Origin of the sequence: Sphingobacterium sp. UBA2480 (assembly GCF_002341965.1) — a bacterium.
In the GTDB taxonomy this organism is placed as follows: Bacteria; Bacteroidota; Bacteroidia; order Sphingobacteriales; family Sphingobacteriaceae; genus Sphingobacterium; species Sphingobacterium multivorum.
On sequence record NZ_DDPA01000004.1, the window covers coordinates 640,782 to 660,506 of the forward strand.

The window sequence follows — 19,725 nt, forward strand, 5'->3', positions numbered from 1 at the left end:
CATAGTACAAAAATCGGAAAAATTTATTAAACTTACCCTTTGATGAATTTCTTACCTTTGTAAGGAGACTAAAATTCAATTTTGTGAAAAAACTATTTCTTCTAGATGGAATGGCTCTTATATATAGAGCTTATTTTGCATTGAGCAAAACTCCCCGAATTACCTCAACAGGGTTAAATACAGGAGCAATCATGGGATTTACCAATACCCTATTGGATGTATTGAAAAATCAGCAACCTTCCCACATAGCAGTAGTGTTCGACACGGCGGCACCTACCGCACGACATATTGAATTTGAAGCTTATAAAGCACATCGCGAATCTATGCCAGAAGACCTTGCTGCCTCTATCCCCTATATCAATCGCTTAATTGAGGGCTTCAATATTCCGATCATCACCATGGATGGTTACGAGGCCGACGATATTATCGGTACGCTGGCAAAAAAGGCTGAAAAGCAAAATTTTCAGGTCTATTGCATGACACCGGATAAAGATTTCGGGCAACTTGTGTCTGAAAATATCTTTATCTATAAACCTGCACGCATGGGTAATGGAGCAGAAGTACAAGGTGTCAAAGAGATTCTTGAAAAATGGGAAATTTCTGACGTTTGCCAGGTCATCGATATCCTTGGTCTTTGGGGCGATGCCGTGGACAATATCCCTGGTATACCTGGAATTGGAGAAAAAACAGCGAAAAAACTTGTTCAGGAATACGGATCTGTCGAAGGCATTATCGCTAACGCGGATCAGCTTAAAGGAAAAATGCGCGAGAACGTGGAGAATTTTGCAGAACAAGGGCTTATCTCCAAAAAATTAGCCACTATTTTATTGGATGTACCCATTGAACTTGATGAAAAATCGCTAGAACTGGAAGATCCAAACAAAGAAATCCTTGAACCACTATTTGCAGAATTGGAATTCCGAACACTTGGAAAACGAGTTTTCGGCGATGAATTCTCCGTACTTGACAAGAGCATTCCTACAAATGGGCAAATGGATTTATTTTCGACAACAACGACGACAATTACCACGACCGAAATTGTCACTGAAATCAGTGTCGAAAATGTCGCAATAAATAATATACATAATACAACACATGAGTATGTTTTGGCCGACACAGCGGAAAAACAAGTAGCGCTAGCCGAACAGCTTGCGTCTTTAGATAGTTTTTGTTTCGACACAGAAACAACAGGATTGGATGCAAACCTTGCCGATATTGTGGGCTTATCATTTTCTTTTGAAAACGCTAAAGCGTATTATGTCCCAACACCTGCCGATCGTGAGGGTGCTCAAGCTATAGTCGATATTTTCAAGCCAGTTCTAGAAAACCCAAACATCGAGAAAATAGGACAAAACATCAAATACGATATTTTGTTATTAGCACGCTATGGTGTAAAGGTACAAGGTTCCCTTTTTGACACCATGCTTGCACATTATCTAATTGATCCAGATACCCGCCACGGGATGGATGTACTTGCAGAAAATTACCTGAATTACAGCCCGGTATCAATCACCGAACTTATCGGTGAAAAGGGAAAGAAGCAAGGGAATATGCGCGACGTTGAAGTCGAAAAAGTAAAAGAATATGCTGCTGAAGATGCAGACATTACCCTACAGCTAAAAAATGTGTTTCAACCCCTTCTTGTCGAGACCAACACCATGCAGCTCGCTCAGGATGTCGAATTCCCATTAGTCTATATACTCGCTGAAATTGAACGAAACGGTGTAAAAATAGATGTTCCGGCACTTGAAGAGTTTTCAAAAACACTGGATCAGGACATTAAAAATCTCGAGGAATCCATCTTTGAGAAAGCGGGCGTAAATTTCAATATCGCCTCCCCTAAGCAATTGGGAGAAGTCTTATTCGATAAACTGCAACTGGATCCTAAAGCTAAAAAAACAAAAACAGGACAATATAAAACAGGTGAAGATGTATTATTGGCATTGGCCCATAAATCAGATATCGTCCAAGATATCTTGAACTTTAGGCAGATGCAAAAACTCAAATCTACCTATGTTGATGCGCTACCTGAATTGATAAACCCCGAAACAGGGCTCATTCATACGTCATATAATCAAGCGGTTGCCGCAACAGGCCGTCTGAGCTCAACTAATCCGAACTTGCAAAATATCCCGATCCGTACCGAACGGGGAAGAGAAGTCAGAAAAGCCTTTATCCCAAGATCTGAAAACAACGTGATCCTCTCAGCCGATTATTCACAGATTGAACTCCGCCTGATTGCCGAACTCAGTAAAGATCAGAATATGATGGAAGCATTTAGTCAAGGTCACGATATCCACCGGGCAACAGCCGCGAAAGTCTATAATGTGGATTTTGATGCCGTTACTTCTGAACAACGTCGCAACGCGAAAGCAGTTAACTTTGGCATTATCTATGGCCAGTCGGCCTTCGGCCTTTCCCAAAACCTTGGCATATCTCGTAAAGAAGCATCCGATATCATCAATGAATATTTTAACCAATATACAGGAATAAAAAAATACATGAGTGATGCCGTCGAGTCTGCAAAAGAGAAGGGTTACGTTGAAACAATTTTAAAACGAAGACGTTATTTGAGAGATATCAATTCTGCAAACATGACCGTTCGCGGATTCGCTGAAAGAAACGCAATTAATGCTCCGATCCAAGGATCGGCAGCAGATTTGATCAAACTTGCCATGATCGCGATTCAGAAGGAAATTGAACAGCGAGGTTTAACAGGTAAAATGATCATGCAGGTGCATGATGAATTGGTTTTTGACGTACCTAAAGACGAGATCGAGGTATTCAAAAAAATTATTTTGGACAAAATGTCCAATGCTATAAAAACAAGTGTTCCTTTGATCGTAGAAATTGGAGAAGGCAAAAATTGGCTAGAAGCACACTAAAGTTATGATTAGAAAATTCATCCATATCTTATTATTATTGTCTGTGTGCAGCTTTACAAACCTGTATGCACAGGATGAAAAACCTGTATTCTATGAAAAATTAGACCAGGGATTGATTCGTTTTTATTTTGACAAATATTATTATTTGGTTTCAAAAGAGTGCGAGTTTAAAACGATTGAACGTGTGAGCAAATTTGATTTTGCAAAGCAAGTCTTTGACGGAGAGTTTCGCGATTTTGCGCCAAATGGAGCGAGAATACTCATTGGTTCCTATAAAGATGGTAAAAAAGAAGGCGTATTTCAAGCCTTCCATCCAAATGGAGTGCTGAAATGGGAAGTAAATTTCCAAAACAACCACCCGACCGGTGATTGGAAATATTACTACCCGGATGGAAAACCGCTATTGACCATAACCTATAGTGAACAAGGCTACTTTATAAAAGATTACTGGGACAACAGGGGCAAACAGGAAGTAATAAATGGCGAAGGCAACTATGAATTTTCTATTCCGTTTGAAGGATTTACTGAATTTGGTTTTGATTTCTACCTACGCAAAGGAAAGGTGAAAAGCGGCAGGCCACAGGGAAACTGGAATACATATTTCTACAATGTAGGTCAGCAACCCGTTTACGCTATGACACAACGCTTTGCAAATGGTGTGCTCACAATGACCTATGATGACAATGGAGACCTAAATAATGAGGATTTCATGTCGCTAAGCATCCTCCCTTATGACTATTTTATACGAGCGGAACTATTTAACGGTAAGTCTTGCAGCTTTGATGATTATTCCAATTTTTATGCTTTCTTAACTAAACGTTTTAATGACAATCTCAATAAAACCGGACTAGATATCACCAAACAGGTTAATTTTTCTTACCTCGTGGAAGTAAAGAAAACCGGAATGGCTAATCTAAAGAGTCTCAAGTTAATATCAGATTCCGGAAACGAGTCTTTCGATGGCATTTTGAGTCGTATTGCGAGAAGTATTGACTTCTATTTCCCTACGTATAAAGACAATCAGCCTCAAGACGACCTCATCAGAGTATCTGGCGGAATCACACAGGGTAACGACGGAAAAATCTATACCCATTCAATTAAAATCGAAAGACAAATAGACAATTCGAGTAAATAATTATCTTTGCAGAAATAAATAGATATGAAATTTCATAAAGAAGGATATACCACATTAGCGATCGCTGTACTTTTTATCTTCATTATCAATGCCGTTGCGGATTATTATGACGCTCCGCAATACGCCAAATGGTTTATTTATGCGCTATCAGCATTCCTATTCATCACAGTTGTCCAGTTTTTCAGAAGTCCCAGAAAAGTGGTCAACCCGCAGGATGACGTGATTCTTTGTCCAGCGGATGGAAAAGTTGTTGTTATCGAAGAAACTGAGGAAAATGAGTATTTCCACGATAAGCGGATACAGGTATCTATATTTATGTCTCCTGTCAATGTCCATGTCAACAGAAACCCAATCAGTGGTTTAGTCACGTTCTTTAAATACCATCCCGGCAAGTTTCTGGTGGCTTGGCACCCCAAATCATCTACAGATAACGAAAGAACAACAGTCGTTGTCAAAGATAAAGCTGGTCGGGAGGTTCTTTTCCGCCAGATTGCAGGAGCCTTAGCGCGTCGCATTGTATGGTATGTAAAAGAAAAAGACGAAGTCGTGCAAGGCAATGAGTTTGGTTTTATCAAATTCGGTTCCCGCGTAGATCTATTTCTTCCTTTAGGCACAGAAATCAATGTTAACATTGGTGACAAGGTTACTGGAGCAAAAACGATTATCGGAAAATTTTAACAATTTATTAATATCATTATAAGTAACTTAGGCTCCAAATCAGGGGCCTTTTTTATTCTGCAAATGAACTTTAAACAATTATTACTGGCAAACTCCGCAGCTGTCGGCATTGCAATATCTACGATCAGCTTTTATTATAAACATGATCTACAGACAGCGCTGATCATTTTCTTTGTTGCTGTGGTAACGAGTTTCCTCCTATTTAACTATCTATTTGAAAAATATATATATCGTAGACTCAATACGATGTATAAACTGATTCATAACCTTAAACTCGGCAAGGATCTTAAAGATGCTATCGGAGAACATGTCAGTGAGGATCCTATCACAGATGCTGAGAACGAAGTCAAAGCATGGGCAAAAGATAAAAAAAATGAGATAGAGCAGTTAAAATCACAAGAGAAATTCCGCAGAGAGTTTTTATCAAACATTTCTCATGAATTCAAAACGCCTTTATTTGCCACCCAAGGTTACATTGAGACCCTGCAAGATGGCCTGATTGAAGAAGACATGGAAATGGCCAAGAATTTCTTAGATAAGGCTGCCCGGAATCTAGACCGGCTAAATTACCTGATTCAGGATCTTGATGAAATATCCAAACTGGAATCCGGAAAAATGGTCCTGAATATAGAAAAATTCGATATCGTCGACCTCATTAAAGACACCACCTACTCTCTTGAAGACAAAGCTAAACAACACAATATCAAAATAGAATTCAAACCCAAAGCGGGTACACCCCATTGGGTTAAAGCTGACCGCAATAAAATTCATCAGGTATTATACAACCTGATAGACAATTCCCTAAAGTATGGAAAAGAGGGCGGGACAACTAAAATTAAGATTTTCCCACTGTTTGAACAGGTTCTTATCGAAATTACAGACGACGGTTATGGCATCGAAGAAAAAAATCTAAGCCGTGTATTCGAGCGCTTTTTTCGAACTGATAAGAGCCGATCACGCGATATTGGAGGATCAGGATTAGGATTGGCTATCGTAAAGCACATTGTCGAAGCACATCAGCAAAACGTAAATGTGCGTAGTACAGAAGGGATTGGAACAACATTTGGCTTTACTTTACAAAAAGTTCAGTCCGGTAATTAAACAATTGATGACACTTTTGTGTTTAAACAAAATCAATGTTAACATTAACTTAACATTAAGGTATTATTTTTGCAAAAATAAATTTAAGATATGTCTTTAAATAGCATTTTTCAATACTTCGTTCCAAAGGATAAAAAATTCTTCCCTTTGTTTGAACAAGCCGGCAACAACTTGATCGAGATGTCAAAGTTGTTAAAAGATATTGTTAACTCAAGCAACCCTGAAAAGAAAAAGGAATTAACACGCAAAGTGGAAGATTTGGAACATAGAGGCGACAACATCACGCATCAAATTCATTTGGAGCTGGGAAAGAACTTTATCACTCCTTTTGACCGCGAAGATATACACTCTTTGGCAAGCTCATTGGACGATGTCGCAGATTTTATCCATGGTGCCGCCAATAGAATGGACCTTTACAAGGTTGAAAAGGCCACCGAGCCAATGATTGAAATTGCTGACTTACTAGTCGAAGCTACAGAACATGTATCAAAAGCTATTCATGAGCTTAGAGATTTGAAAAATATCCGCAATATTACGGATTCATGTGTTCGCATCAATAGCGTAGAAAACAAAGCGGATTATATTTTCGATAAAGCTGTAGCTGACCTTTTTGAATTTGAAAAAGATGCAATTTCATTAATTAAACACAAGGAAGTGTTATCTGCAATGGAAGATGCAACCGATAAATGTGAGGATGTTGCTAACGTATTAGAAAGCATTCTGGTTAAAAACGCATAATCATTCGATTTAAGTGCACAAAAATTCTACGAGATTATGATGTCAACATTACTCGTTGTTGTAATTGTCCTTGCGATTGCTTTTGACTACATCAATGGATTCCATGATGCAGCCAATTCTATTGCGACAGTTGTATCAACAAAAGTTTTAACGCCAGCAATGGCCGTTTTATGGGCTGCGATATTCAACTTTGCAGCTTACTTCTACTTTACAGATCATAAAGTAGCCAATACCATTGCAAAAACAGTATTGGAAGAATACATTACATTAGAAGTTATTTTCGCAGGGTTACTTGCAGCAATCGGTTGGAACTTATTTACCTGGTACTATGGCGTACCATCCAGTTCATCCCATACACTTATTGGAGGTTTTGCAGGATCGGGTATGGCATACGCTTTTATTCTTGGCGCAGATCCTATCCACGCCATCAATATTGATGCAACCTTAAAGATTATTGCATTTATCGTACTGGCCCCTATTATAGGTATGACGATATCGGTTATCATCACATTGATTGTAATCAACCTGGCAAAAAACTCCCGTCCAAGCGTTGCCGAAAAATGGTTCAAGATATTGCAACTTGTTTCTTCTGCTGCTTTGAGCTTTGCACATGGAGGTAATGATGCACAGAAAGTCATGGGAATTATCCTTGTAGCGATGGTTGCTGGTGGCTATGTCCCAACGACTGAACACATGCCAGAGTGGATTCCATTAACTTGTTACGCAGCAATCGCTGCCGGAACAATGAGCGGTGGATGGAAAATTGTTAAAACGATGGGAACCAAGATCACAAAAGTAACACCCTTGGAAGGTGTTTGTGCTGAATCTGCAGGAGCTGTCACTTTGGGTATCACAGAACATTTTGGGATACCAGCCTCAACAACGCATACCATTACAGGTGCAATCATCGGTGTCGGTGTTGTCAAACGTGTTTCCGCAGTGCGTTGGGGGGTAACAATCAGCTTGTTATGGGCTTGGATATTAACCATTCCAGTTTCAGCTTTGTTGGGTGCGTTGTCTTTATTGGTCGTACATTATTTGCTTTAGAAAAAAAATACTTAATTTTTTTCTTAAACCTATTGAAACAAAACAAAAATTTGGTACTTTCGTACCGGATTTTTGTTTTGTTGTTTCACATTAAATACTTAATTTAGTACAAAATATAGCAAAAACAAAATTTTAACATAACTTTAAGACTTTGGCACGGCAATTGTACTATTCCTTGTGTTAATACAATAATTAAATTTGAAAACAATTAAAATTAATAATAACCTTAAAAACAAGAGTATGAACTATTCTACAATTAAAAAAACAGCTGTTGCTGCTACATTAGTTGCCGCTTTAGGTTTCGCTGGTACAGCACAAGCTCAACAAGTATTCGGTGGTAGATCACAATACAGAACTTGGTCTATCGGAGTTCAAGGTGGTATCACTACACCGAACAACGTAATCGGTGGTGGTAACGCTTTTGGTCAAAAAGTAGGTTACTTCCAAAATAAAGTAGGTGAGTACTATGGTTTGACAGTGCGTAAACAATTCTCTCACTTATTTGGTTTAGAAGTTGAAGCTAACCGTGGTAAGATCAAAACGTACAACCATGATCTTTCTGGTCCTGCTGTAGAAAACAAATTAGGCGCTCGTTCAGTAGAAACTAGTGTAAACTGGGCAGCTAGCTTAAACGGTGTATTCCAATTGGGTACAATCGATTTCTTGAGAAGAGAAAATGCGGTTAACTTCTACGCTAAAGTAGGTTTGGGAGCTATGGCTTACAACCCTGTTCAATACGCAAACAATGATTTCTCAGGAACAGTTGTTTACAATAACAAAGGTAACTGGGGTGAAGATATCGTTGGTGACCGTGAAAACAAAGGTGATCGCGATAACAAATTAACAGCTTTCGTTCCTGTAGGTGTTGGTGCTAAATTCAAATTATCAGAAGTTGTTGCCTTGAACTTGGGTTATACAATGAACTTCACTGATGATCAAATCTTCGGTCCAGCTCGTCAAAATTCTTACAAAGGTAAATTCTCTTCAGTTATGGCTGGTTTAGAATTCACTTTAGGTTCGAAAGACAAACAAAACTTGACTTTTGCTAACCCAGTTGCTACATTGTATGATGAGTTGAAAGATCCTTCATTGAGAAACGAAGTTGAAGCGTTGAAACAACGTGTAAGCACTTTAGAAGGTACTGTTAACACATTAAGCGCTGACGCTGATGGTGACGGTGTATCTGATAAATTTGACAAATGTCCTGGTACTCCAGCTGGTACTCCAGTAGATGGTTCAGGATGTCCAATCAAATTCCCAGAGCCAGTTGTTAACAACGTTACTTCTAACGGTTACTACGCTCCAATTCAATTCGAATTTGATAGCTCAGTATTGAAAACTTCATCTTACTCTACATTAGACAAATTGGCTAAAGAGTTACGTGATAACAATTCATCTGTACAATTAGATGGTTATGCATCTGCTGAAGGTTCTGAAGCTTATAACGTGACTTTATCTAAAGACCGTGCGAACTCTGTAAAACAATATTTAGTAAACGCTGGTGTTTCTTCATCAAGCATCACTGCTAACGGTTACGGAGAGAAAAACCCAGTTGCATCTAATGCTACTGAAGAAGGTCGTGTTCAAAACCGTCGTGTTGAGATCAAAAAATAATCGTATATAACTTATACCATTATATTAGAAGCCGGCTTTAAAGCCGGCTTTTTTATTTTACCCGTATTTATCCTTAACTTTGTGGAGGATATCCGATTTGTGGAAAATTAGTTCGAACAAATTAGATAAGAAATTAGTATTTTGAATTAAAGAACAGAATACTGGTTTTAAACTTTTGAGAATGGAAGAGGATTTTGAATTTGAAAACCCCGAAGAAAGAAAAATCTCGGTGGACAGATATGAGGAAATGCTTCGAAACGAGGATCAGTATTTTTTTGACTCCAAGGCTTTTGAAGGAATTATTGATTACTACGCTGAAAAAAATGACCCTGTTAAGGCCCTACAGGTTACCGAATTTGCGATCAGCCAACACCCTTTTGATATTACCTTTTTATTGAAACAGGCACAACTGTTTTCAACGATTCAACAATATCAGAATGCACTTGCGGCACTTGATAAAGCGGAATTATTGGAAGCTTCAGAAGGAGACATCTTCTTAATCCGTGGTGGCATATTAGGTAGTATCGGCCAGTTTGATAATGCTTTGGAACAGCTCTTCAAAGCACTTCCGCTATTAGATAATAAAGATGAAGTCTACTTCCATATTGCGATGATCTTTCAAGCGCAAATGAATTATGACAAAGCAATAATTTATCTAAAGAAAGCACTTGAGCTCAATATGGATTACCAAGAAGCACTCTATGAATTGGCCTATTGTTATGATATATTGGATAGACAGGAAGAAAGTATCTCCTTTTATAAGAAGTACATTGATTCAGACCCATACTCCTACTATGCTTGGTATAATCTAGGAAATTCTTACCATAAAATAAGTCGGTTTGAGGAAGCTCTGGATGCTTATGACTATGCTATATTAATTAAAGAAGACTTTTCTTCAGCTTATTTCAATAAGGGGAACGCTCTTGTTAATCTAGATCGCTATCAGGAAGCATTGGACGTATACAAACAAACATTTGAATATGAGCAACCAAGTGCTGATACCTATTGTGCGATTGGCGAATGTTATGAGAAACTTGAGCAGATGGAGGAAGCCCGCAATTATTATAAAAAGGCAGTCAAATTAGATGCGGAGCTTGCTGATGCCTGGTTCGGTATTGGGGTCACCTTAGATTTCGAAGAGCGTTATTTTGAATCTCTTCATTTCTATAAAAAAGCATTGGAGCTGGAAGATACAAACCCCGATTACTGGTTTGCGATTGCCGATGCCCGATACAAACTACAACAAATAGATCTTGCAGAAGAAGCCTATAAAAAGGTAGTCGCTTTGAACCCAACAGATATAGATGCGTGGCTCGATTATTCCTCCATTCTATTTGAACAAAGTAAAATTGAAGAAGCCATTGATGTAATATCCGATGCCATCACACAAAATCCAAATGCCGCAGAGCTGTACTATCGTGTGGTTGCTTATCTATTTGCCAATGGACAATACAATGAAGCGCTGAACTTTTTAGAGCTTGGTCTGGCGACGGATCCCGATAAGCATCATATTCTTTTTGATTACCTTCCACAGTTACAAGGGAATCAGATTATTACTGAAATTGTAAAAAAATATACAAAGCCGAAAGATTAACATGTAAGAGGCCCATATCCGGTCATTGCTATGCAATGACCGGATATTAAAATTGAAAATATATTCCTGTTCCCACAACGTACTTTTCGCAATTCAAATGAAAAAATTAGGCTTAATAGGATACCCGTTAGGGCATTCTTTTTCAAAAAAATATTATCTAGAAAAATTTCATCAAGAGGGTATTACCGATGTGGATTATGATTTATATCCACTTGCTCAAATAGCCGATTTTACAACAATTGCTTCCAATAAAGACTTTTACGGTGTCAATGTGACCATTCCCTATAAGATAGAGGTTATGGATTATTTGGATGAGCTGTCGGAAGAAGCTCATGCAATACAAGCTGTAAACTGTATTCGAATCAGCCATACATCAGGTGGCATAACACATCTTAAAGGCTACAATACAGATGCCTATGGTTTTGAGGCATCGCTAAAGCCGCTATTAAATCCCCAGGCGGATAAGAAGGCTTTGATTTTAGGTAATGGGGGCGCTGCAAAAGCTGTCATTTATGCCCTGAATCAACTTGGAATAACACATACTTTAGTAAGCAGAACCAAACAGGCAGGCCAGCTCACTTATGATGAACTTGATCGTGCTATCCTAGCTGACCATACTTTGATTATCAACTGTTCACCGGTTGGTACATTTCCCAATACAGCAGAATCTCCGAAAATTCCTTACGAATTCTTAACTGAGAATCACCTCTGTTATGATCTCATATACAACCCAGAGGAAACAACGTTTCTTCGAAAAAGCAAAGAAAAAGGTGCCAGAATCAAAAACGGATATGAAATGTTGGTTCTACAAGCAGAAAAAAACTGGGAAATCTGGAATAGTTGACCTTTCAATAGTAAGAAATCAATAAAAACTGTAATTTTACCACTATGCTTACGATCAAAACATTCACTTTCAATCCCTATCAGGAGAATACTTATCTACTTTATAACGAGTCAGGAAATGCCATTATCATTGACCCTGGGATGTACGGCGAGCAAGATCAGCAAGAACTACTAGCTTTCATCGCAAACAATAAACTCAAGCCGGCACTCCTATTAAATACACACTGTCATATTGACCATGTATTGGGGAATAGTTTTGTCCATGAAAAATTTGGCTTGCTTCCGCAGTTTCACGAAGGTGAGGTACCAATTTTAGTAACGGTTCAGAATTATGCTCCTCAAATGGGCATCCGATATGACATTTCCCCAATTGGGGAAACATTTCTAAATGAGGATGATACCATTCATTTAGATGATGATGAGCTAACGGTCATTCTTGCGCCTGGACATTCCCCTGCACATATTTGCTTTTATTCAGCTGATCAAAAATTCTTGATCGGAGGAGATGTTCTATTTCGCAATAGCATTGGCCGTACTGATCTTCCTGGGGGAAATCACCAGCAGCTTTTGGATAGCATAAAAACAAAACTTTATACCTTGCCCGACGACACGATCGTCTACCCGGGGCATGGGCCATCGACTACGATTGGCTTCGAAAAAAATTCTAATCCATTTATCCGAGGATAAAAGTCATGAACCTGCCATTTCTATTTGCAAAAAGATATCTGTTTTCTAAGAAATCAGTTAATGCCATTAATATCATCTCTTCAATTAGTGTGATTGGCGTAATGGTAAGTAGTGCCGCTTTAATCATTTTGTTATCATCATTCAATGGAATGGAACAGCTGATACTATCCATGTACAGTAAGTTTGCTCCTGAGCTGAAGATTGAACCCAAGAAAGGCAAACTTTTTGATAGCAAACAGGCTATCTTCAGCGAATTACGAAAAGATTCTAATGTGGTTCATTATACGGAGGTTCTACAAGAGAAGGTATTGTTACAATATTCAAATAGACAATTTATTGCAAATATAAAAGGTGTCGAACCTCAATCGCTAAGTAAGAAGACCGGAGACAGTATCCTCGTAGATGGTCAATACAAACTTACTCATGACTCGACTAACCTTGCAATTCTAGGGGCAAGCGTACAGGCAAATCTGGCGATTCCTATGCAGAACTCTTCGGAACAAATTCAAGTGTATTCACCGAGAAAAGGGGTAAAAAATTCCTCCAATCCTGCTGAAGAGTTCAACATCCGATCCATAGCTCCTGTAGGGGTAATGCGCTATCAACAAGATTTTGACAATTTGATAATTACACCGATTTCATTTGCTAAAGAGGTTCTCGGGGAATATGACCGCGTTTCATCGATCGAATTTTACCTAAAAGATGGTATAGATGTCAACTTATTTGGGCAGACATTACAAAAGAAAATAGGACCAGATTATATTGTAAAGAATAGGGAAAAACAAAACCCCACCTTATATAAAAATGTACGTGTTGAACGCTGGGTCGTCTTCTTTATCCTGACCTTAATCAGTGTGATTGCAATCTTTAATATTGTAGGTTCCTTAACCATGCTTGTACTGGACAAACAAAAGGATATGACGATCCTGAAAGGTTTGGGTGGGGCTGATAATCTAATTCAACGTATCTTCTTTTATGAAGGTCTTATGATCGCTATTATTGGTTGTGTATTAGGTCTATTGATAGGCGGCATATTCAACTATATTCAGTCAGTCTATGGAATCATTCGTGTAGAAGATGGAGCGAATACCATTATTGACAGCTACCCTATGGTAAGTAAGTGGAGTGATTACATTTTAGTATTCATAACAGTCATTGGCATCTCTGGTCTAGTTTCCTATTTCTCCGCTAAATTAAGTGTGAGAGAACTCAATAAACTGAAATCGACTGATTAATAACTTGAACTTTTTCGGCTCTGACTTCCTTTTGTAATCTGTTGGATTAAACTTCCCCATGCAAAAGGATTTAACAATGGATTAGCATAACGTTGGTTGATGACTTTATTATTCATGGTATTAAAGCTCTGCGCATTATTAATTGAACGCATTTCATTTCCGTCACGTGGTATTACAGCTGCCATTGCAGACAAGGACTCATACGACAAGGATCTTCTTACTCTAACGATGTTATCTTCAGAAACGTCTAGATTCATAAATGCAATGTTAAACTCTTCTATACTTGCCCAAGGATAGGGCGTTACCATCGGAAGTTCCGTCACTAGATTTTGCATAATGATATTTGCGGTATATTTATCTCCAGAAACCTCAGGAATAGTGACAACTAAAGGATCAAAACCGACAGAGGTAAAACGAATTGTATCGCCTACATGTGCCACAAAAGAGAAATAACCCTCGTTATTTGCAGCAAATGCTTCATTTCGGAAAGATAAATTAGTGACAGTCGCATAACCTACAGGAAGCCCAGACCCAACTGTTGTTACGATACCGGAGTATTGAATAATTTTCCTTTCCTGCGCTTGTAATGCAGCGGAACAAAAAAGTATAAATACAGCAAATAATATAGAAACCAGCAACTTCATAGAACAAATTTAAACAAAAGTAGCCGAACTAGCCGTTAAATTGTGTTAATAGAAAAACTAATTAACAGAGGGTAAAGTTGCTTCTGGGGAATCTGGATCTGTTAAATTAATAGCCTCTACTGCTGTAATTTCAGGAACAGCTTTCTTAATTGCCTGCTCTAAACCAGCTTTAAAGGTCATAATGCTCATTGAACATGAAGCACATGCTCCCAATAATTTTAAACGCACGACATTATCCGCTGTAATCTCTTCAACACTCACATTTCCGCCATCAGTCTCCAAATATGGTCTCAATGTATCTAATGCTTGCTCAACTTTTTCTTTTAAAGTCATACTCTTAATGCTATTCAATGATTGTAATATGTAAAGATAATCAAATATTTTAAAATGTGTATTTTTAGGCTTCGCTACCATTGGAAAAACAACAAGTATATGACAATATACCCTCTTCCGAGCTACAATCGAGTTAAAGAATGTTAATAAGAAATGTTGTTTTTGCGATCAAATAATTATTAAACTATATTGCGCAGTAAAATTTAATTGATTAGTATAACAAATTCACTTATCTTTGTAAAATGTTTTTAAATAGGCGTATAGCGGCTATCTGTGCCGGCATGATGTTTCTATTGGTATTTACTGGCTGTAAAAGTAAATTTGAGAAATTGCGCGCAAGCAATAACATCGCTCAAAAGTACGAAGAGGCCGTAAAACTTTATGAGAAAAAGAAATATACAAAGGCGTTAGTTTTGTTTGATGACTTGCGGACCAAATTCCGTGGACAAGCTGAAGCAGAAAATATTTACTATTATTTGGCATTTGCCAACTACCGTCTGAAAGATTATACATCTGCAGCATTTCACTTTAAAGATTTTGCGGATGTTTATCCAAATAGTGCAAGAGCAGAGGAATGTCGCTTTATGCATGCCTATTGTTATTACTTGGATTCTCCGAGATCGACGTTAGATCAAGCAAATACAAGAAAGGCAATTGATGCATTACAGCTCTTCGTCAATCTCTATCCCGAATCGGAACGGTCCAAAGAAGCCGCAGATCTTATTCAGAAATTAAGAGATAAACTTGAGCTTAAAGCATTTGCTAATGCAAGACTGTATTATGATATGGGTCTTACGGATGATTATAGGGCAGCTGTCATCGCATTACAGAATGTATTAAAAGAATACCCTGATACAAAATACGCAGAAGAGATTGAGTTTTTAACCTTAAAAGCACAATACATCTATGCGTCAAAAAGTTTCTTCCTGAAACAAGAAAGCAGATTTGATGATGCCTTGGATTATTACCGTAGCTTCGCAAGTAATTTTCCGAATAGCAAACATATGAAAGAGGCAGAATCTCTTCGTGAAAATTCTGAAAAAGGGATTAAAACCGCCCTCTCTCAAGTAAAGGATTATAATAAGGCCGTTGCGGAGCAGGAAGTGTATATCAAAGAACAAAAGGCGAAAAAAGAAAAAGAAAATACCCAAAAAGATGAGTCAAAAAAATAACAATTCAGTTCCAAACTCTACAGTCACACGTGACTTGAGACAATTGGACAAAGGCACTGACAATCTCTATGAATCTATTGTAGTTATTTCTAAACGCGCGAACCAAATTGCAGTAGATATTAAAGAAGAATTGAATGGAAAACTTGCTGAATTTGCAAGCAACAACGATAACTTGGAAGAGGTATTCGAAAACCGCGAACAAATAGAGATTTCAAAACATTACGAGCGTATGCCAAAGCCTACTTTGGTTGCTATTGATGAATTTTTACACGATAAAGTGTACTACAGAAATCCTTCAAAAGAGCAGGACTAATACTTAAACAATGGCTTTAGCTGGGAAAAATATTGTAATTGCTGTATGCGGCAGTATTGCCGCATACAAGATTGCATCCCTTATCCGCCTTTTGGTAAAAGCGGAAGCCAAAGTTAACGTAGTCATGTCAAAAGAAGCGACAGCCTTTATTACCCCGCTTACGCTTTCCACACTCTCCAAAACCCCCGTTTTAATAGATTATTATCAGCCGAATACCGGGGAATGGAACAATCATGTCGAAATTGCTTTAAATGCAGATTATATTTTAGTCGCACCAGCAACGGCAAATACCTTGGCCAAAATGGCCAATGGGTTTTGCGATAACCTCTTAACAGCCGTGTATCTATCAGCAAAATGTCCAGTACTATTCGCTCCAGCAATGGATTTAGATATGTGGAAACACCCTTCAACACAGTCCAATATTAATAAGCTTAGTTCTTATGGCAATATCCTCATTCCTCCGGGAAAAGGGGAACTGGCAAGTGGTCTAGTGGGTGAGGGGCGTTTGGCGGAGCCGGAAGAAATAATGGATTTCTTAGTTAAATTTTCGGAGCGAGGACTGCCCTTAGCAGGAAAGAAAGCATTAGTATCAGCTGGCCCTACTTATGAAGCTATAGACCCAGTCCGCTTCATTGGCAATCATTCAAGTGGAAAAATGGGCTATGCCATCGCCAAAGAACTTGAAGAACTTGGCGCAGACGTCACGCTAGTATCGGGACCGACTGCCCTGAAATTACCCGAGCGCGTCTATACGATTTCAGTTACCTCGGCAGCTGAGATGCTGAGCGCCTGCGAAGAATATTTTGAAGCAGCAGATATTGTTGTGATGAGCGCTGCTGTGGCAGACTACACTCCAGTTGAAGTCGCTACCCAAAAAATAAAAAAGAAAGAAAACGAATTCGCTATCGAGCTGACGAAAACCGCCGATATTCTAGCTACTTTAGGTGCCAAAAAGAAAGAAAACCAGTTACTCGTTGGGTTTGCATTGGAAACCAATAATGAACTCGAAAATGCAAAAGACAAATTGGTTCGAAAAAACCTGGATTTTATTGTGCTCAATTCCATGCAAGATAAAGGTGCCGGCTTTGCCACGGATACCAATAAAGTCACTATAATCGATCGGTCTGGAAATACCCGTGAGTTTAGCCTAAAATCGAAAGAAGAAGTTGCTAAAGATATCTGCTCAATTATCGTGAGCCTATCCTAAGCAAATTTTATATATACTCCCCTTGGAGTACAATGTCTCCAGCTCTTATAAATTTGCAATCCTCAATTCCTTTGGATAATAGTTGTTTATTCGGTTGGTCAATACCTTCATCCAGCCCAAAGGTTTACCTTGAAAACTTGCTATGGCCCATCCTTGAATATTTTCGCCAATCGTATCCACAGCTATATTTTCCTTTCTAAGATAATTGCGGGCATCCTCAAGCGACAATTCCACCAATTGGAAGTCTTTGGTCAAATGAATGCTCAAAGCCAGCGCATGGCTTGGTATTAGCTCCTTTCTGTTAAGTTTCCCAACATTAGTTCCCGCATTCTTAAGATAAAGTACATTTTGGAGATACTTTAGATCATGTTCATACATTTTTGGAAAAACATATACATCCTCATGATGAAGAAAAGTATGAAAACTGGCACTATCCGAAATCCAATTATCTAGAATTCCTCTAGGTACATCTGATTTTTCGGGTTTAATTCGCTTTCTATTGAACGTTTCCTGTTCGCCAATCTTCTTAAGGACAGCAATAAAAAAGCCCTCTCCACCTAATTTATGCGGGTAAAATCGATAACCGTGTGCACGATGCTTATTAGAACTTGTATGATCAATTCCCCAATGCTCTTCAATAGCTATTTCAATAGATTCGAAATCACCGCTATCCAGTAACCAATCGACAATATCTTCATTTTCTTCCGGAGAATAAGAACATGTTGAATAGAACAAATATCCGCCCTTATTTAAAGTCGCCAAGCTTTCAGCCAAAATTCGCTGTTGTCTTTCGCTACAAAGCTTAACATTAGCTTCGGACCATTCATCGATGGCATCGGTATCTTTTCTAAACATTCCAGATCCAGAACATGGGGCATCAACAACCATCAAATCGAAGTATCCTGGAAGGCGATTAAACGCTGCAGGATCATTATTTGTCGTTACTGTGTTAGCATTTCCCCATTTCATTAAGTTATCTTGCAGGACGGTAACCCTAGTTTTAATAATTTCATTTGCAACCAAGAGCGATTCCGGATGCAAACTACTGTTTAATAAAGTAGACTTTCCTCCTGGAGCGGCGCATAAGTCCAACGCCCGAACACTCCTTTCATTTAACTTCAAACTTCGAATAATATGATCTATGAACATGGAAGAAGCATCTTGTGGATAGTATGTTCCAGCATGAAATAAAGGATCTAACGTAAACACTGGACGATCCTGAAGATAATAAGCCACATGACACCAAGGAACTTGTTTTGCATTAGGAAACGGACAATCTTCTAATTTATTAGGGTTTAGGCGTATTGCTGTCGCCCGAATACCTTCTTCATGTATCTTAATAAATGCATCAGTATCAAATAATGGATTCACCCCTAACTTTTTCACTAAAGAATTTGGCAGAAAATTACTCATGTTGTCCTAATAGTTTGCGATAAAATTAAGATAAATAAAAATGAAGTCAAAATAAGTGGTAAATTACAAGAAAGAGTAACTTTGCACCATGAAAGAATTCAAGAAATATGCTATTATTCCTGCAACTCCAGAGGAGCTGTATCTTGCATTAACGACCGAAATTACCGCTCGTCTTTGGACAGGAGACCTAGTGTCCATAGACGCTACTATCAATGGAGAATTCTCCTTATGGGATGGTGCTATAACTGGCCGATTCTTGGAACTGGAACCTTCGACAAAAATTGTGCAAGAATGGTACTTCGGTGAAACAGACAACCCTTCGATTGTTACATTAAAGCTGCATGAACATAAAAAAGGGACATCCTTGGAAATTAGGCAGACAAATATACCGGATGAAGACTTTGAAAATATCTCGGATGGATGGGAAGACCCTTATATCTCCTCGTTGATCGACTTTTATACAGAAGAAGATTAAAGCAATGCAGCTATTCTTCCAGGGTATAGTGTAATAGCCAAGAACATCAGGTATTTGTATTCCATATAGACCGTTGGCAATACAGATACCTCCTTTACTGTGCCCGACTTTCCACTTTCCAATATATAATAATTGATATTTCACTATTATACAACATGTGAGTCGTTTCAATATCTCAAATAGAACGGATTCTACATGCTCCTTTAATCCCAATCTTCATACATATAAAATATCCCACAATAGTTTCAAACACCAAACTCAAAGCTCCTGCCGATATATTCATCCTTTACAGGCAAAGGTGTAGCAATCTTACAACATAAAATCGGCAACAGCGAAAATTATGGTGTTAAAAAGTTTTCAATCCTATCTAATAGAAATACGAATGATATATCCAAAAACCGAGACTTTCTCACCTCCGTAAACCATTGGGGTAATAACTGAGACAAGACATGCTCCTAGTGATTACAAGTAGCTTGTGTAGTGACCGCCGAATATTTGATTTACAGATGCGTCACACTGCTGCGGAACAGCGCCGGTCGGGGGGTACGGCAGATATGCAATAGCTTGTACAGGGAAGTACAGGCAGGTAGCTAAACGCAAGAAGCCCTTGA

The 19,725-nt window shown here is 38.4% G+C and carries 18 protein-coding genes; 15 read left to right on the forward strand and 3 right to left on the reverse strand.

Features of this window, described 5'->3' with window-relative positions:
* The first annotated feature begins 83 nt into the window (after positions 1 to 83).
* From polA to B3600_RS10120, 11 genes are all read left to right on the forward strand, one after another.
* Positions 84 to 2,885, forward strand: a complete 2,802-nt coding sequence (gene polA, locus B3600_RS10070; RefSeq protein WP_201639964.1) for a DNA polymerase I — start codon at positions 84 to 86, stop codon at positions 2,883 to 2,885.
* Positions 2,886 to 2,889: 4 nt separating this feature from the next.
* Positions 2,890 to 4,020, forward strand: a complete 1,131-nt coding sequence (locus B3600_RS10075; RefSeq protein ID WP_286752839.1) for a toxin-antitoxin system YwqK family antitoxin — start codon at positions 2,890 to 2,892, stop codon at positions 4,018 to 4,020.
* Between the two features lie 24 nt (positions 4,021 to 4,044).
* Positions 4,045 to 4,698, forward strand: a complete 654-nt coding sequence (locus B3600_RS10080) for a phosphatidylserine decarboxylase family protein (protein WP_046671639.1) — start codon at positions 4,045 to 4,047, stop codon at positions 4,696 to 4,698.
* 63 nt (positions 4,699 to 4,761) lie between these two features.
* Positions 4,762 to 5,799, forward strand: a complete 1,038-nt coding sequence (locus B3600_RS10085) for a sensor histidine kinase (protein ID WP_115046290.1) — start codon at positions 4,762 to 4,764, stop codon at positions 5,797 to 5,799.
* A gap of 90 nt (positions 5,800 to 5,889) precedes the next feature.
* Positions 5,890 to 6,537 carry a DUF47 domain-containing protein gene (locus B3600_RS10090; RefSeq protein ID WP_046671637.1) on the forward strand — a complete coding sequence of 216 codons (648 nt, stop codon included), beginning with the start codon at positions 5,890 to 5,892 and terminating at the stop codon, positions 6,535 to 6,537.
* A gap of 36 nt (positions 6,538 to 6,573) precedes the next feature.
* Positions 6,574 to 7,584: an inorganic phosphate transporter gene (locus B3600_RS10095; protein WP_046671636.1), complete on the forward strand. Its 1,011-nt coding sequence runs from the start codon at positions 6,574 to 6,576 to the stop codon at positions 7,582 to 7,584.
* 240 nt (positions 7,585 to 7,824) lie between these two features.
* Positions 7,825 to 9,198, forward strand: a complete 1,374-nt coding sequence (locus B3600_RS10100) for an OmpA family protein (protein WP_286752850.1) — start codon at positions 7,825 to 7,827, stop codon at positions 9,196 to 9,198.
* Positions 9,199 to 9,379: 181 nt separating this feature from the next.
* Positions 9,380 to 10,792 carry a tetratricopeptide repeat protein gene (locus B3600_RS10105; protein WP_286752840.1) on the forward strand — a complete coding sequence of 471 codons (1,413 nt, stop codon included), beginning with the start codon at positions 9,380 to 9,382 and terminating at the stop codon, positions 10,790 to 10,792.
* 97 nt (positions 10,793 to 10,889) lie between these two features.
* On the forward strand, positions 10,890 to 11,636 hold the full coding sequence (locus B3600_RS10110; RefSeq protein ID WP_286752841.1) for a shikimate dehydrogenase family protein: 747 nt from the start codon (positions 10,890 to 10,892) through the stop codon (positions 11,634 to 11,636).
* A gap of 44 nt (positions 11,637 to 11,680) precedes the next feature.
* Complete coding sequence (locus B3600_RS10115; RefSeq protein ID WP_286752842.1) at positions 11,681 to 12,322, forward strand: MBL fold metallo-hydrolase; 642 nt, start codon at positions 11,681 to 11,683, stop codon at positions 12,320 to 12,322.
* 5 nt (positions 12,323 to 12,327) lie between these two features.
* Entirely contained in the window at positions 12,328 to 13,557 is a 1,230-nt protein-coding gene (locus tag B3600_RS10120; RefSeq protein WP_286752843.1) for an FtsX-like permease family protein, read from the forward strand.
* Here B3600_RS10120 and B3600_RS10125 read toward each other — a convergent pair.
* Positions 13,554 to 14,201, reverse strand: coding sequence for a carboxypeptidase regulatory-like domain-containing protein (locus B3600_RS10125; RefSeq protein ID WP_070560915.1), 648 nt, complete (start codon positions 14,199 to 14,201; stop codon positions 13,554 to 13,556). The genes B3600_RS10120 and B3600_RS10125 overlap by 4 nt on opposite strands.
* A gap of 57 nt (positions 14,202 to 14,258) precedes the next feature.
* Entirely contained in the window at positions 14,259 to 14,534 is a 276-nt protein-coding gene (locus tag B3600_RS10130; protein WP_046671629.1) for a NifU family protein, read from the reverse strand.
* A 242-nt stretch (positions 14,535 to 14,776) separates the two neighbouring features.
* Between B3600_RS10130 and B3600_RS10135 the strand changes: the two genes are divergently transcribed.
* Genes B3600_RS10135 through coaBC form a run of 3 tightly spaced genes read left to right on the forward strand, consistent with a single transcriptional unit; the run spans position 14,777 to position 17,226 of the window.
* A complete protein-coding gene (locus tag B3600_RS10135; RefSeq protein WP_112375121.1) occupies positions 14,777 to 15,706 on the forward strand; it encodes an outer membrane protein assembly factor BamD in 930 nt (309 codons plus the stop codon).
* Positions 15,690 to 16,019: a DNA-directed RNA polymerase subunit omega gene (locus B3600_RS10140; RefSeq protein WP_046671627.1), complete on the forward strand. Its 330-nt coding sequence runs from the start codon at positions 15,690 to 15,692 to the stop codon at positions 16,017 to 16,019. The genes B3600_RS10135 and B3600_RS10140 overlap by 17 nt, the downstream gene beginning before the upstream one ends.
* A gap of 10 nt (positions 16,020 to 16,029) precedes the next feature.
* Positions 16,030 to 17,226: a bifunctional phosphopantothenoylcysteine decarboxylase/phosphopantothenate--cysteine ligase CoaBC gene (coaBC, locus tag B3600_RS10145; protein WP_286752844.1), complete on the forward strand. Its 1,197-nt coding sequence runs from the start codon at positions 16,030 to 16,032 to the stop codon at positions 17,224 to 17,226.
* A 45-nt stretch (positions 17,227 to 17,271) separates the two neighbouring features.
* Here the strand turns inward: coaBC and B3600_RS10150 are convergent, their stop codons facing one another.
* Entirely contained in the window at positions 17,272 to 18,639 is a 1,368-nt protein-coding gene (locus B3600_RS10150) for a methyltransferase RsmF C-terminal domain-like protein (protein ID WP_286752845.1), read from the reverse strand.
* Between the two features lie 88 nt (positions 18,640 to 18,727).
* Between B3600_RS10150 and B3600_RS10155 the strand changes: the two genes are divergently transcribed.
* The gene (locus tag B3600_RS10155; RefSeq protein ID WP_070560908.1) at positions 18,728 to 19,114 is read left to right on the forward strand and encodes an SRPBCC domain-containing protein; all 387 of its coding nucleotides are present in this window, start codon (positions 18,728 to 18,730) and stop codon (positions 19,112 to 19,114) included.
* Positions 19,115 to 19,725: the final 611 nt, after the last annotated feature.

Bases quoted from the DNA above. Each gene is read 5' to 3' on its own strand.
- B3600_RS10075 (WP_286752839.1), top strand. From the start codon at position 2,890: ATGATTAGAAAATTCATCCATATCTTATTATTATTGTCTGTGTGCAGC.
- B3600_RS10080 (WP_046671639.1), top strand. From the start codon at position 4,045: ATGAAATTTCATAAAGAAGGATATACCACATTAGCGATCGCTGTACTT.
- B3600_RS10085 (WP_115046290.1), top strand. From the start codon at position 4,762: ATGAACTTTAAACAATTATTACTGGCAAACTCCGCAGCTGTCGGCATT.
- B3600_RS10090 (WP_046671637.1), top strand. From the start codon at position 5,890: ATGTCTTTAAATAGCATTTTTCAATACTTCGTTCCAAAGGATAAAAAA.
- B3600_RS10095 (WP_046671636.1), top strand. From the start codon at position 6,574: ATGATGTCAACATTACTCGTTGTTGTAATTGTCCTTGCGATTGCTTTT.
- B3600_RS10100 (WP_286752850.1), top strand. From the start codon at position 7,825: ATGAACTATTCTACAATTAAAAAAACAGCTGTTGCTGCTACATTAGTT.
- B3600_RS10105 (WP_286752840.1), top strand. From the start codon at position 9,380: ATGGAAGAGGATTTTGAATTTGAAAACCCCGAAGAAAGAAAAATCTCG.
- B3600_RS10110 (WP_286752841.1), top strand. From the start codon at position 10,890: ATGAAAAAATTAGGCTTAATAGGATACCCGTTAGGGCATTCTTTTTCA.
- B3600_RS10115 (WP_286752842.1), top strand. From the start codon at position 11,681: ATGCTTACGATCAAAACATTCACTTTCAATCCCTATCAGGAGAATACT.
- B3600_RS10120 (WP_286752843.1), top strand. From the start codon at position 12,328: ATGAACCTGCCATTTCTATTTGCAAAAAGATATCTGTTTTCTAAGAAA.
- B3600_RS10125 (WP_070560915.1), bottom strand. From the start codon at position 14,201: ATGAAGTTGCTGGTTTCTATATTATTTGCTGTATTTATACTTTTTTGT.
- B3600_RS10130 (WP_046671629.1), bottom strand. From the start codon at position 14,534: ATGACTTTAAAAGAAAAAGTTGAGCAAGCATTAGATACATTGAGACCA.
- B3600_RS10135 (WP_112375121.1), top strand. From the start codon at position 14,777: ATGTTTTTAAATAGGCGTATAGCGGCTATCTGTGCCGGCATGATGTTT.
- B3600_RS10140 (WP_046671627.1), top strand. From the start codon at position 15,690: ATGAGTCAAAAAAATAACAATTCAGTTCCAAACTCTACAGTCACACGT.
- coaBC (WP_286752844.1), top strand. From the start codon at position 16,030: ATGGCTTTAGCTGGGAAAAATATTGTAATTGCTGTATGCGGCAGTATT.
- B3600_RS10150 (WP_286752845.1), bottom strand. From the start codon at position 18,639: ATGAGTAATTTTCTGCCAAATTCTTTAGTGAAAAAGTTAGGGGTGAAT.
- B3600_RS10155 (WP_070560908.1), top strand. From the start codon at position 18,728: ATGAAAGAATTCAAGAAATATGCTATTATTCCTGCAACTCCAGAGGAG.